This window comes from Rothia sp. HMSC067H10 (genome assembly GCF_001810635.1).
In the GTDB taxonomy this organism is placed as follows: domain Bacteria; phylum Actinomycetota; class Actinomycetes; order Actinomycetales; family Micrococcaceae; genus Rothia; species Rothia dentocariosa.
The window spans coordinates 160879-174378 of sequence record NZ_KV802313.1; the positions used below are offsets into that span (position 1 = coordinate 160879).

The following is a 13500-nucleotide window of genomic DNA, read 5'->3' on the forward strand; positions in this document are numbered from 1 at the left end:
TGGGGTGCTAGGCTAGAGAAATGGCGAAGAAGAGCTCACTCAAGACCGCATCCGGCAAGAACATCTTCACGAAAGTGACCGCCGGGGCGCTGGCGCATTGGCAGATTATTGCCTCCGCGCTGCTCCTGGGTACGGGTGTGGTGGGGCTCGCTGCCACCTACGACGACTACTGCGGTATGACCGACTTGACCTACGCACCGGAAGAGGTTCACGAGGATCTCCGCAAGGCCGGGCAGACAGCGAATATTCGCCCGGGTGTGATCGCGGCACAGCTTGAAACTGAGAGCCACTGGCGCATCAATGCGGCTTCGAGCGCGGGTGCCCGAGGCGTAGCCCAGTTCACCGATGAGGCTTGGAAGGATTGGGGTAACGGCGGCGATATCCTCGATCCGCACAATTCGATTGATGCGCAGGGCCGGTACCTGGAATCGCTCAAGAAACGGCTGGGCAAATACGCCCATAACGACGACGAGGCGCTCGATCTGGCGCTTGCCGGGTACAACGCTGGCCCCGGTGCAGTCGAGAAGTACAAGGGCATTCCACCCTTCCCCGAGACACAGAACTATGTGCAGAAGATTCGCGATCTTTCCGAGACAAAATATAAGCTGACCTGCACACCGGACCACCGGTTTAAGCAGTCGCAGATTGTGCGTATTGAAGCTCAGGCTTCCAAGCAAGACTCCACCGCGCCGGATGCACTCGCCGCAGACTCCATACATGCCGTAGTGCCGTCTTCGCGCGCCGGATCTAAGGAAAGCTAAGTTATGAGGTTTTAGCCGCTCTTTCAATAATTTGATAACCCATTTTCTGGCGATAATTTTTGATGGCGGCGAGTCCTCTATACATGCTGCAAAATATTCACAAGGTTCCCCAGCGGATCGCGAACGAAAAACCTCCGCACTCCCCAGGGTTCTTCAGCAACGCCATATTCAAGCGTAATACCTGCCGCATGAATGCGAGCGAGGATTTCATCAAGATTATCTACTTCAATCGATAAATCAGGAACCGGTGTACCTGAGCCCCCTCCACTGGCTATGCTGACTTGCACAGTCATAGTTTCCGCATTGCCGTAAGTCTGTATCCATCCGTGGTCCATGAGCAGCTCCAGACCCAGGACATCCCGATAAAAAGTAGCGGCAGACTCGGGTTTATCAGCGGCAAGGTTAGTAACGATACGCTTAACAGCCATAAGCAGCCCTTCCATGAGTGTTTTATCCTGGCAAAATCTTCACGGCACTTACTCTGAAGCCTATCAAAGATGCACGCTGATGGGGTGAAGGCAGGGTTTGGGGCGCACAGACCCTATGGATAAGCCTTCTTATTTTTATAGCTTGAGAAGCTCTTCCTCGTTTGTGACCACCATGGCATATGTAAATTGATGCTTCGACAGGATAGCCTTCATGTCGGGGAGTTCTTTTTCTTTAATCAGCTTATTCTCGTGAAGGCTGTATATGCGCAGAGTATCCTTATTGTCCGTTGAGTTTATGTTGTAGAGATATTTATCAGACCAATAAAAGAGACCCTGATCTTTTGACCTCTTATAGTCTTTAAGGGTGAAATGTCGGGTATTTTCCCCGGTTTCTACATCTGTAGAAATAATAGTCCCATCGCCCGACTGCCACCATATTTCGCGACCGATTGCATGGTAATGCCCCTCCTTCGACTGCCACATGTCATTGTTCACACGCACTGCATGGTCGCCGCTTATAGGAACTTCATGTGCCTGACTGGTATCTGTATCAAATACCTCAAGAACGGAACCCGTAACATCTTTTGAGCTGCTCCTCTGCGGGTCGCTGCCGGGAGGATAGGTATCCCGTATGATAACGACTTTATTCCCAACACACGTGATGCCATCGATTCCTTCATTGGGAAGAGAAAACGTATGCTCGGTTACAGGATCATCGGAAAAGTTAGGGTATAGGCGAATCAGTTTAGTCGGTTCGTTTTTATCTTTTGTATCGCCTTGGTTCTCTTTCTGCTTCTGCCCAAGAGAATTGTGTGATTCATTATTGACAGTCCATACACTGCCATTAGCGCACCGTGCAGGGTTCTTAATACTACGATTCGAGGTGTGAACTTCGGTATTCTGCCCATCATGGGTGACTATTTTATAAATATAGGAGGTTTTATCTTCGGTATAGCCAATATTTTTGGTTGCGATAAATCCACCATTATCCAGTCCCCATACCTCCTCATTATAAACAGACTCGTAGTTCCTGTCGTAACCTTGCAGTGAGTCTCCTAAAATATAATCCTTCTTTTTATCCCCGAAATAAAGCTTGTTGTTATAGTAGTCAATTTCTGAGGTCTGAGATCCTTCGTTTGACAGCTTAGTCCACGAGTTGGTGTGCGGATCGTAGAAGCCCACACCTCCTCCAGGATCCTCACTTTCTCGATAGTCACCAGCGACAGAGACCGCTAGGGCGCTATTCTTCAACGATTCTTCCGGGCTCTTAGATTCTTGCGCCTTCGGCGTGCCACACGTCGTAAGACATAATGTGAGCAGCACTCCAAGGACGGTAAACCTTACACCCGGATAAGCTGCCTTCATGAAAAACCACCTGTGCTTATTCATAAACATACAAGAATCTAATAAAAAGTTTTTACATCTATTTGAATCACAATAACATCACACATACACCGCGTAAACCCTAATATATTTTTATATTTTTAAGCAGTTGATAAGTAGAACTATTTTATACATAACAATAAATGTAAATGATGCACAAATTCCTTGTTTTCTATAAATTTGAACAGTATAATGTTTTAGTGAGCGTATTCTCTCAACATGTCATAACCCCTAGTCGGAAACCTATGAGAGGAGCGAGCATGGCACATAATGATCACCAAGATAAACAGCCAAAACGTAAAGAAATTCCGTCTTCGCTCTGGGTCTTTGCCCTAGCAACTTTCGTTTTAGCGCTACCCCGTATTGGTGACGGTCGTATATTACCGCTCGATCTCACGACTTCTTTTATACTCGGCGCGGTTCTTATCGTCTGCGGGTTCTGGATGATGTACCGCGAACACAAAAAATCTTCCGCGCAGAAAAATAAAAATAAACCCCAGGACCACTAATTTTTCTACGAAAAGATACAAACCTATGACTACTCTCTACGCCAAGTCAAAGATGGCATACCCCGAATACCGGTACAACATCCTCAACACTGATTTCAAACCAGTCTATGAAACCGACGGCAGGCTCCGTCTCGGCGGAAAAAGCGTCGTCTTCACTAAGGCAGATACCGAAGAAAAAGTCATCACGGTCAGCCGTGTCCCAGACACCAAACACCACTACACCGCAGACTTTGCCGACGGAAGCAGCGCCTCCCTAGAAAGGCTAGAGTGGAAACCATTCCACCCGAGCATCAGCATTAAAACAGCCGATGCAGAATTCCTCCTGGAAGGAAGCATCGGTTCCGGCAAATTCACGATAACCCAGGAAGATAAGATCATCGCCAAAATTACTCGCCCGGGTTTTGTTCTGAAATACAACTACGCCCTCGAAATTCTCGATGATAATCTCCAAGAGCTTATTCTGGCCGCTTTCATGGTGCTCTCCCACTACATCGGCGGCAGGCGCGGCTTTGTAGTAGCCACAGGATAGTCCTTCCCCTTATTCGCCTCATATATGAACCTCCAGATTTTATGCACGCTCCCAGAAGTCTTATGGATACCACCAAGATCACACATTACATTCGTCAGCACGCAGAAGATAAGCCGACTCTTGCCAACATCGCTAAAGCCTGCGGTTACAGCCCGTACCATCTCTCACGCCGTTTTAGACAAGTGAGGGGATACACCATTAAGCAGTATGTTGAGGCGTTGAAGATTCAGCACAGCATTGAAAAGCTCCTAAACACATCGCCCGCTAAAACTGTGACAAGCTGCGCTATCGGCGCTGGTTACAACAGCCTGACGACCTTCTCTCGTATCTTCAAGCAACATACAGGTAGCTCACCTCGCGAATATATACGGGAGTCTCTCAATGCTCAAAACTTACTCTCAGGGCTACGTGGTTATAACGCCCAGTTTGAGCACCGTCAAAGCGCCGTCACAACACCGCATCAGCTGACGGTGCGCGCAGTGTATCCACCAGGCTACCGCAGTGATATTACGTTTATGGGGCTATTTCCTACCGCGATTCCTAAGGGAGAGCCGGTTATTGGGGTGGCGGCGGTTGGTTCTGTGGAACATACCTTCACAAATATTCCGTCTGGAACCTACTACCTGCTGGCGTGCGAGGTGCGTTTCGGGGTGCATCCGCTGAAGGCGCTTAGTCAGAATTACCGAGCTAAAGCAGACTTTCCTATAACATTTGATGCGGCGACAACACCTGACCCAGTTCATCTGACAATGCGCATGCCTCTGCCCGAAGACCCGCCTATCACCACGAATTTTCCGGTGTTGCTGGCACGTTACCTGCTGTCATCCCGCAAGAGTCAATAAGTGCGCAATTGAAGATAAGCAAAGGGCAGCGTGGCTTTGCTACCATGAAATTATTGTCCCCATCATCCGAAATCAGGAGAATTTCACATGGCACAGATGAATGTTTATCTTTCAAACCACCACGGAACCACCCGTGAAGCTTTCGACTTCTATGAGAAGCTTTTCGGGGCGCAGCGAGATGGCCTTATCCGCTACCGGGACATGGCAGACGCGCTCAAGAGCGCTGGGATGTATAAGGAAGAATGGGGTGAGAAGATCGCTTACACCGCCTTAAAGTTTAATAACATGACTCTCATGGGCTCGGATGTTATGCATGAGGAAGCACCCGAAGGCGCACCAGCAAGTTTTCTGGTCTATCCGGCTGATTCTGTGCCCGATGCGGATCGCGTTTTTGCAGCGCTGTCAGAGGGCGGAACCGTACTTTACCCGCTTGAGAAGCGGGTGTGGGGAGCATACGACGGGCGCTGCATCGACCGGTTCGGCACCGCCTGGGAAGTCATGTACTAGGAAATGGCGTAGAAGCGAGAAGTGAAAGCGATGGTGGTTTTCAGTTGCTGAGGGACGTTATGCCGAGTGCGCGAGGATACAATAACGTTCCGAAGCTGGCGAGGTTAACGACCCAGAGGAACCCTGTTCCCGCTGGAAACCATCGCTCCCGAAGTTGTTATGCCGGTTGCCAAACATTGCAGAACGCCCGCGTGCACCGCGCATCCAACAGAGTCGTGAGCTACGAGGTGAACATTCCCAAGCCGAAGCCGTGGCGAGAAACCTTCGTGGGGGGCCACTGCGCCCAAATGTACCCCGCCTGGCTGCTTTGCTCCTCCTGAGAATAAAGCTCCCGGTAACGGCCCTCAACCATCATCAGGTCATCGTGGCGTCCGCTCTGAATAATGCGCCCATCCTCCATGACCACGATATTCTCGGCATTGCGCACCGTTGAAAGCCTGTGCGCCACCACGACCTTCGTGCACTGATACTGCGCAATCAGCTCCGTCACCTGCCGCTCGGTCGCGGTGTCAAGCGCGCTGGTCGCCTCATCCAACACCAAAATGCGCGGATACCGCAGCAGAGCCGTAACAATCGCGATGCGCTGGCGCTGACCGCCCGAGAAGTTCTCGCCGCCGCTCGCCATGATCGTATCGAAGCCCATCGGCAAATCCTTCACAAAATCCAGGATGCCCATCGCGAGAATACTCTCTTCGATTTCTTCACGGCTACGCCCGTCATCCAGACCCGCCGTGAGGTTATCGTAGAGGCTTCCCGACCTGGTTTGCAGCTGCTGCGGCACATACCCGATATGGGAACGTAACTCGTCCAAAGAATAATCTTTAACATCGATTCCGCCCACACGAATCGTGCCAGAAACCGGGCTGTACAACGAACACAACAGCTTAGCCAAGGTACTCTTACCCGAACCGGACGAACCCACGAGAGCAACATCGTGGCCCTCCGGCACGCGCAGCGAGATATCCGTCAGCACAGGTTTATTACCGCCCGGATACGTAAAATTCACGTTCTCAAGGTCAAGGTCACCATCAGCAATATCGGTGACAGATCCCGTGCTCTTCTCCGGTTCATAACGCTGAATATCCACGATACGCGCAACCGCACGGTCCACCGCGATAATGCTCATAATGCCAAACATCGTCGAAGCAACCGACGAAAACAGCAGCGCAGAAATACCCTCGGTCGCAATAGCCTGACCGAGCGTGAGCGTTCCATCATTCACCAGCGGTATCGACGCCAACAGCAGAATCAGAGGACCGCCCAACTGCACCACGGATGCGGCAGACCCGAGCACACCCTGCTGCAGCACCATGCGGCGGCGCATTGACGCCAGCGACTGCATATAGGCTTCGCGCCAGGTGTTATAGGTGGGCGTTGAGGAACCCGTCATCTTCATGGCTGCAATGGTGTTAATAGCGTCAAGCTCAACCACCTGCGCTTCGGAGGCGTGCGCATACTCGGCGTCGAGCGCCTGGGAGGTGGGGCGCGCCGTGACGAACCAGATCAGCATCAGCACGGCAAGAACCACGAAGGTGATTATCAAAACCTGGCTCGATTGCTGGGCGATAAAGATGAGAATCACAATCATCGTGCCGATGTTAATCACGAACTCGGTCAGGCTTGTAGACAAGAAGTTGCGCAGCGTGTTCACGCTTGAAAGGCGGTAGAGAATATCGCCCGGAGAACGCAGCGCGAAATAGGTCAGCGGCAGCCTCAGCAGCCTGTCGAACATATTGCCCAAGAGCTTATATCCGATGGACGAGACGATACTCGCCAGCGTTGCGGCGCGCGCAATGGAAACCAGGTAGTAGCCAATAACACCAACTACCACACCGACCGTTGTTTCCACGACGGTGTTTTTTGCGCCCCTGAGTTGCGCATCCACCACGGTTTGGATCACCATAGGCACGGCAAAGGTAACGCTGTAGGTGATGATGAGAAGCAGCAGGAACAGCGCGTACTGGCCGAACATTTTCTTCGTGAAGAAGGTGCCCAACTGCCAATCTTGAAAGACACTGCGGGATTTCTTTTTGAAATCTTTCCGCGGAGACGGCACCAGAATACTGCCGGAAAAAGACTCTTCAGCCTCCTGAAGATCCATAACCCGCATTCCCGTGGAGGGGTCCATAATATGCACGCGATCCTTACGGATGCGCACCAAAACCACGTAATGGGAATTGTTCCAGTGCAGAATAACCGGCTTGCCAATATCCCGAAGATGTTCGAGAGAGGGCGCCCTGAAGGCTTTGACCTCCATACCTTCCTCAACGAGAAGGTCGCGCACTTGGCGCATCGAGAGGCCTTCACGACCGGGTTCGGCAATCAGGCGAAGGTCTGAAATAGTCTGATAGCGCCCGTAGTGCTGCAGGACGGACGCCCCCACGCCCAGCCCGCATTCGGTCTTCGCCGCCTGAAGAACAGCAGGAAAACCCATACTATCGAACCTCGAACGGCTCGGGGATAAGAGGGCTGTACGGGCGAGCATTGTCTGCTCGGCGAGCCAGCCAGGACAGCACACCGGAGGTGCCGACCATGAACGAGGGAGTCAGCGAGTAGCGCACGGATTTATCGTCGAGGACTGCCCGAATATCCGATGCGCTGTAACCGTTCTCGATGGCATCCCGGATAGCCTCTGCACATGGCACGTCGGGGATCCGGTCGGCTATCCAGGCGAGCGCATCCAGGGTGCCGAAGTCGCCGTGACAGAGGGTGAGGTTGCTTTGGGTTCCGGTGCGGAACGCATGCTGTACCGCGCGGTCGAGGTCGGTGCGGCTGGCGAGTTCGGGCATCCACAGGTGCAGTGCCGCGAACGCGAGGGCGATGCCCGCGCTGCCGGAACACCAAGTGCCGCTGGCATGCTCTTCGCCGCTGTCATGCTCGGTGAGCTGGGCTCGCCATTCGTCCCCGGTGTTGAAGTCGTTGAGGCGGCGCAGAAGAATTTCGACGGCTTCGCGGGCTCGCTCGGGTGAGGGCATCTGGTGGTTCCAGCGGGCGAGCGCGAAGATTGATCCGCTGATTCCGTAGGCGAATCCGCTGCGGTGCCACCAGTTTTCTTCTACCATACCGGCGATAATGTCTTGGGCGTGCCTGTCTAATACCGCCAACAGAGCCGCGCGGTCGGTGGCGAGGTTATAACCCAGGAGCAGGGCGGCAGCCCCTACCTGGTGGTCCAGGTACCCGGGCATGGGATGTTCAACCTGCGCTAGGCGCGCGGCGGTGCGGTCGCCAATCTTGACGGCTGCCTCAGCAAAACGGGTATCCTGAAGGTTTTCTGCGGCAGCGGCGAGCACGAAGGCGATGCCTGTTTCGCCGCAGGATATGCCGTCGCAGGTTTCGGGGGGAATGCTGAAAAGCCTGTCAGCGAAGACGTCTTGTGCGATGGGGTCTAGTACCCGACGGGCCGTCTGCGTGTATTCCGGTTTTTCGAGCATCCGTGCGGCCTGGGTGAGGGCGAGTGCAGCCCCGGTTGAGCCGGTGTAAAGGTCTATGCCGAGGACTTCGGTGTTCCACAGGCTAAGGTGCTGCTGCCACAGGCCGGGGGTGGGTGCCAGCCAGGTCCAGGCGTCTTCCTCTCTGCCGCCCGGGTGGTTCGTCGCCGTTAGGTGGTCGGCAATAGCCTCGCAGAGTTCTCGTTCATGCTGCACGCTCTGCCTGTTTGACAGTAGCTCTGCCGATGCGTCCGCGAGTATGCGATCCGGTGGGTAGGGTGATACGAAGGCTGACCAGATCTGCTGCATCTGCTCTTCAAGGTCGTCTTCACCGAGAGCGGCAATATGCTCCAGGGTTTCATCGAGCGCGCTGCTGTCGATGGTCAGTCCTACGGCGTGCCCGTCGAAAGATATGATCTCGGAGCCATCTGTGCGATGCATGAAAAAGGGAATGTCGAACCGCCAGAGGGCTTCTACTTCGGCCCCGATCATCTCAAGGGGACGGTTATTGCTCAGTGTTGCGGCACGCAGCGCGATCGTGGCGAAGACTTTTTCGGAGGCCAGCGCTTCGGGGCTGCTGAGCATTTTGAGGATTCGGGTGTAGTACCTGGTGGATTGCAGCAGGGCACGCAGCGTCAGCCCGGAGCAATTCGTGCGGACCACCTCGGTCATGATTTCGCGGTGCTCGCAGACCCACCGGTACATCTGCGTGAATCCGCGTGCGAAGGCGCGGGCGCGGGCTGCCTCAGAAATACGCCGCTCCTCCGGGGTGCTGGCGTTAGCTTCTTTGGCGCGATCTGCGTCTTCCGTGGTCGGGTTCTCTGGGCTGGGTTCACGGTTGATGCGTGCCACAGCATCGTCACGGAAGGGATTTGCGACGGTTACCTCGTGGAAGGGGTTCGTCCCCTGTTCGCCGTGTAGGAAGCCTACGTCACGGAACCCTAGCGAGATATCGCGGCGTGTGCGGCGGGTAGGCAGAAATGCGCTGCATGCGATTCCACGCAACCAACGCAGGTAAACGCTGCCTTCGGGAGGACTCTGAATATCCTCCGTCAGAATATGCACGGGGTGGAGAATCGTTTCAAGGTCAATCGGAACGGGTTCTGTGCGCAGAGGTATCAAATTCTTGGCGTGCAGGTCTTTAGCCTGCAGGGTGTAGAGTAAAGCCGCCAGCCGCCCGCAAGCCCCAAGGAAGTCTTCGGCATAAAAGTCTGCGTCTTCACGTTTAATAAACTCCATGAAACCATAGCCGTCACCCCGAATCACGCGGGCAGCACGCATCGAAGGCGCCCCCTGCGCGGCAAGGTCTTGAACGATTTTCCAGAAGACCCATTCGCCTTCAACATTGCGGGATTTGTAGACCACCACACCCTGGGTAAATTCGAGAAGGCAACCGGCGCGTCCGCCGCCGTAACGAGTTCTGGGCAGACCGAAGGATTCGAGTTTGAGGGGTTCGTCATCTTTGACGTTAAGAAGCTCGCGAATATCATCTTCACGAGCGCTCACCCGCTCAAAAATCTCGGCAATCATCGCATGAAACTGCTCAATAGTTCTGCCGTGAACACCGGGCAGAAGCGGGTAGCTTGCATAAAAGTCGTCACTAAATTCTTCGCCCCAACGTCGGCAGTAGTCTTCATACCGTTCTTCGGGGGTGTCGCCGTGCAGAAGCCCCTGCGAGGAGATCTTTTTAATGTGCGCAACCAGCGGTCTGAGGTAGAAATTAGTTAAACGCGCGGTCAGGTTCTCCACAAACTGGCCAGCTAGGAGGGGAAGCCGCGACGGTGCGGCGTAGCTCGATGCGGCAACAGCACGTTCAACATTGTCACGCTCACCCTCGGCGAGCTGGGCGATGAGCGCGTGAAACATGGAGGGTTCGACCGTCGGCCCCAGTGCTTTGAGCACCGGAGCCGACAACCGTACGATAGACTCGGAGTCGGGAGTATTGGATGCGGTACCCAAACGTTCTAACAACGAAGTGCTAGATACATACGTTTCTAGGCGTCGGAATTGCTCATCATCCAGTTCAGGAAGAAGTTCCCTGATTAACACCTGGTATCTCCTTATCTATCGTATTTACTTATTCCCCGGACTTAGGAAGAGCTGCCGCCCCAGAAGCCAAAGCCGAAGTTGTAGTTGCCGCAGCCGTTACCGCAGTAGTTGCCGCCGCCGCCGTTGCCACCACCGCTGTAGCCGCCACCGCTGTAGCCGCCGCCGCCGTGACCGCTGCCGTTAACCTGGTCCAGGTCGAGGTCCGAGATCTCTTCCAGGAGCGTGATATCCTTAGCCATGGTTATCCTCCTTAAATATTCCTGATCCGTTCAGGAATAGTATTATCGGTGTTTAGTTTGATGCTGAAGACATCAAACTATTCTCTGACTGGGTTCCAGGTGTTTGCTTTTCCACAGTATTCGCCTGGAACCCACTACCCTTCCTTACGGCGAGCTAACGCCTCAAGGAAAGGAAGTTTGTAAAATTTGTTACTTATTTCTGTAGCACTGTAAACATAGCTATTGGACACAGGCTGCCAGGGCTATGTCATCTGAATTATGTGGGGATGCCGCGCGTGCTACAGGTGCCAAGCAACGAAAACCTCACATCTCCATTGACTATGAACTTTCGTCGCGGGTTGCGACATATAGGGGTGGTGAGATATATCTTCTATTCTCATCATGCGGCAAGGTCATGGAACAAAAGTCCTTATCAGAGTCGGTTTTCTCTCTATTGAAATCGGTGACTCTACAGTAACAACTTGATAAACGTGTTTCAAGATGTACTCTAGGGGTCAAAAATTTATTGTGCACTCTTTAAAATGGTAAATAATATTGATGTCAAGCATTTTAAACGTGATTCAAAACAATAATCATTACGATTTTGGGCTGTAATTTCAAGGGATTAGGTTAGTTTACTCAGAAAATAAAGCGTCCGGAAAGTATTCCATTATTTACAGTAACTTTTGTTTTTGTATTAGAAAAATAATTTTGAAAAAGTTTTTGTAACGGTTTGGTATCATTTTTAAGATAACAAAATCATTAAAAATTCCCGAGAAATCTGAGTATTGTTGCTTAGAAATTTAAACTTTATGGGTGAAATACTATGCGGTTTACAGAGAATTTGCCACGTTGGTTTTTGAAGAAGCACCAAAAAATTTGGATGCTGTCGCCCAGGCAGCATGCCTGTGCGACAGTTTCCAATAGTGAGGCTCAGGTGAGTTGAGGATGTATCTAGCAGTATTGGCGTAACGAATCGTGTGTTGGTTTTCTGGCAGTTTTACAGCTTCAGGTTAACAGGTACAAGACCCGTTCTTAAACAGCGTAGTTACGGGGTCAAATACCCCCTTGAAGAATGTTCTCTGTCTGGTAGTATTCAGAAAAACAGGTTCAACGAGCTGAGATTTATCCCTAAGGATTGATGCGTCATGAAGAATAAGAAGAATACAGGGCTGCACAGGGTGTGGTTGATACTCTCAGTTCTCCTCGCTGCAGTCACCCTATTCGGTGCAATGTACTGGGGACCTCAACATAATCAGTCGACAGGTTTCTACTGGGCAATTTTTGCCCTAATGACTATACAGTCATACTCCCTATTTAAGGAGCCTAAGGAAGCGTAAGCGCACGTAGCCAGCCCCTTTTCGCGATTACTCTAAGGCTCTAAGGCTACTCCTTATAAATAAAGGACTGTCAGAGGCTGCATTCAGGCTTGAGGTATGTTTCCTCGGTGGAATTTAAGCAGGGATTAGAGGGCGTGTCTAAAACTTACGGAAGCTCTATTACAATCTAGCCGTAGAGTGTAACCAGATACCTTAACTTATATTGAGGCATCTTCTAATTTCCTTTACCACCAGACCCTAAGCCCTACCCAAACACCACCCTAACCATCGAGTAGCCCGAGATCGGGTAGGTCGCGTTCTCGGTGGCGGGTACGTCTGACTCGTCACCAGGAACAATGCTCTCGGTCGCCTTCAGCAGCTCCTCCATGAGCAGGCACAGCTCCAAGCGGGCCAGCGGTGCACCCGGGCAGACGTGAATACCGTCGCCATACACCAGGTTGCGGGACTGATCACGATGCGGGTTATAGGCGAGCGCATCCTCGAACGCGTCCTCATCACGGTTGGCACTCGACCAGTTAATCGTCACCCGCGAATTAGCCGGAATAGTACGCCCGCCCAGCACGGTATCCTCGGTAGTCACACGGCGGTTTGTCACCAGCGGGTCTTCAAGGCGCATAATCTCCTCAACCGCTGCGGCGATCTCCGCATGCCCCTCCCCCAGTGAGTCACGCAGCCGCGCCTGCTCCTGCGGGTTGCGTGCCAAAAAGTTCACGATAATCCCGGCGCACGCCGAAACGGTCGAAAGCTCCCCCACCGTCCAGTTACGAATCAGGCTCACAATCTCTTCATCAGTCATGGTGCGCGGATCCTGACCGGGCAGCTGCACGGTGTCGGTCAGCAGCTCGGCGGTCACATCCTGCGGGTTACCGGCGGCAGCCTGCTCGCGGCGCGCATCCAGAAGCTCACGAATATAGGTGTCAAACTCAAGGGCGACCTTGCCGATCTGCTCGCGGTCGCGGCGTAGCGTAGCCTCGCGGTTTTTCTCAATCCACTCGATCAGTGGCTTCTCAAGGCTTGCGGGCCAGCCCATGAACGCGTTCTGAATGCGCATCGCATAAGCCTGCGCGAACCCATCCATCACATTAACCTCGGTGCCGCGCGGCAGATCAGCTACCAGGTTCTTGACGACCTCACGAATTTTCGGCTCGAACTCCCTCAGGCGCTCGGGGGTGAAGTATTTGTCGTTCACGGCGCGGAACGTTGTGTGTTCGGGCGCATCCATACCGTTCGGCACGGCAATATGCCTCGTCGAGACGACATTCGAGTAAATTTCGGGATGATCGAGCACATGCTGCACATCAGCGTTCTTGAACACGGAGTAGCCCATGAACTCGTCGTGCGCTACGGGACAGCGGCGGCGCATCTCGTCATAAGCGGCCACCTGGTTCTTCTGAACCTTCTCGCTGCGCAAATCCCAATCATTTTTTACGTTGTCTGCCACGACTTTCTGCCTTCTAAAAGTCACAGGTATGCGCGTGCCGTCAAGTATGCGCGACCGTGCGCTAT

The 13500-nt window shown here is 52.9% G+C and carries 11 protein-coding genes; 5 read left to right on the forward strand and 6 right to left on the reverse strand.

Annotated features, from left to right (window positions below; genetic code table 11):
- Positions 1-20 precede the first annotated feature (20 nt).
- Positions 21-761: a lytic transglycosylase domain-containing protein gene (locus tag HMPREF2756_RS06485; protein ID WP_070619477.1), complete on the forward strand. Its 741-nt coding sequence runs from the start codon at positions 21-23 to the stop codon at positions 759-761.
- A gap of 77 nt (positions 762-838) precedes the next feature.
- Here the strand turns inward: HMPREF2756_RS06485 and HMPREF2756_RS06490 are convergent, their stop codons facing one another.
- The gene (locus HMPREF2756_RS06490) at positions 839-1189 is read right to left on the reverse strand and encodes a VOC family protein (protein WP_070619632.1); all 351 of its coding nucleotides are present in this window, start codon (positions 1187-1189) and stop codon (positions 839-841) included.
- Between the two features lie 135 nt (positions 1190-1324).
- The gene (locus tag HMPREF2756_RS06495; protein WP_246825867.1) at positions 1325-2554 is read right to left on the reverse strand and encodes a hypothetical protein; all 1230 of its coding nucleotides are present in this window, start codon (positions 2552-2554) and stop codon (positions 1325-1327) included.
- A gap of 278 nt (positions 2555-2832) precedes the next feature.
- On the opposite strand from HMPREF2756_RS06495, the gene HMPREF2756_RS06500 reads away from it, so the two are divergent.
- The 4 genes from HMPREF2756_RS06500 (at position 2833) to HMPREF2756_RS06515 (ending at position 4959) form a co-directional block, all read left to right on the forward strand.
- A complete protein-coding gene (locus tag HMPREF2756_RS06500; RefSeq protein ID WP_070619480.1) occupies positions 2833-3081 on the forward strand; it encodes a hypothetical protein in 249 nt (82 codons plus the stop codon).
- Positions 3082-3106: 25 nt separating this feature from the next.
- A complete protein-coding gene (locus HMPREF2756_RS06505; protein WP_070619483.1) occupies positions 3107-3610 on the forward strand; it encodes an LURP-one-related/scramblase family protein in 504 nt (167 codons plus the stop codon).
- A 62-nt stretch (positions 3611-3672) separates the two neighbouring features.
- On the forward strand, positions 3673-4452 hold the full coding sequence (locus tag HMPREF2756_RS06510; protein ID WP_168163749.1) for a helix-turn-helix transcriptional regulator: 780 nt from the start codon (positions 3673-3675) through the stop codon (positions 4450-4452).
- Between the two features lie 87 nt (positions 4453-4539).
- A complete protein-coding gene (locus HMPREF2756_RS06515; protein WP_070619488.1) occupies positions 4540-4959 on the forward strand; it encodes a VOC family protein in 420 nt (139 codons plus the stop codon).
- Positions 4960-5179: 220 nt separating this feature from the next.
- On the opposite strand, the gene HMPREF2756_RS06520 is transcribed toward HMPREF2756_RS06515, so the two are convergent.
- The 4 genes from HMPREF2756_RS06520 to HMPREF2756_RS06540 all read right to left on the reverse strand — a co-directional run bounded on the left by HMPREF2756_RS06520 (position 5180) and on the right by HMPREF2756_RS06540 (position 13435).
- Positions 5180-7393 carry a peptidase domain-containing ABC transporter gene (locus HMPREF2756_RS06520; RefSeq protein ID WP_070619492.1) on the reverse strand — a complete coding sequence of 738 codons (2214 nt, stop codon included), beginning with the start codon at positions 7391-7393 and terminating at the stop codon, positions 5180-5182.
- Between the two features lies 1 nt (position 7394).
- Positions 7395-10436, reverse strand: a complete 3042-nt coding sequence (gene lanM / locus HMPREF2756_RS06525) for a type 2 lanthipeptide synthetase LanM (protein ID WP_070619495.1) — start codon at positions 10434-10436, stop codon at positions 7395-7397.
- Between the two features lie 41 nt (positions 10437-10477).
- The gene (locus HMPREF2756_RS06530) at positions 10478-10675 is read right to left on the reverse strand and encodes a hypothetical protein (RefSeq protein WP_070619497.1); all 198 of its coding nucleotides are present in this window, start codon (positions 10673-10675) and stop codon (positions 10478-10480) included.
- A gap of 1563 nt (positions 10676-12238) precedes the next feature.
- On the reverse strand, positions 12239-13435 hold the full coding sequence (locus tag HMPREF2756_RS06540; protein WP_070619500.1) for a cytochrome P450: 1197 nt from the start codon (positions 13433-13435) through the stop codon (positions 12239-12241).
- Between the last annotated feature and the right edge of the window lie 65 nt (positions 13436-13500).

Bases quoted from the DNA above. Each gene is read 5' to 3' on its own strand.
- HMPREF2756_RS06485 (WP_070619477.1), top strand. From the start codon at position 21: ATGGCGAAGAAGAGCTCACTCAAGACCGCATCCGGCAAGAACATCTTC.
- HMPREF2756_RS06490 (WP_070619632.1), bottom strand. From the start codon at position 1,189: ATGGCTGTTAAGCGTATCGTTACTAACCTTGCCGCTGATAAACCCGAG.
- HMPREF2756_RS06495 (WP_246825867.1), bottom strand. From the start codon at position 2,554: ATGAAGGCAGCTTATCCGGGTGTAAGGTTTACCGTCCTTGGAGTGCTG.
- HMPREF2756_RS06500 (WP_070619480.1), top strand. From the start codon at position 2,833: ATGGCACATAATGATCACCAAGATAAACAGCCAAAACGTAAAGAAATT.
- HMPREF2756_RS06505 (WP_070619483.1), top strand. From the start codon at position 3,107: ATGACTACTCTCTACGCCAAGTCAAAGATGGCATACCCCGAATACCGG.
- HMPREF2756_RS06510 (WP_168163749.1), top strand. From the start codon at position 3,673: ATGGATACCACCAAGATCACACATTACATTCGTCAGCACGCAGAAGAT.
- HMPREF2756_RS06515 (WP_070619488.1), top strand. From the start codon at position 4,540: ATGGCACAGATGAATGTTTATCTTTCAAACCACCACGGAACCACCCGT.
- HMPREF2756_RS06520 (WP_070619492.1), bottom strand. From the start codon at position 7,393: ATGGGTTTTCCTGCTGTTCTTCAGGCGGCGAAGACCGAATGCGGGCTG.
- HMPREF2756_RS06530 (WP_070619497.1), bottom strand. From the start codon at position 10,675: ATGGCTAAGGATATCACGCTCCTGGAAGAGATCTCGGACCTCGACCTG.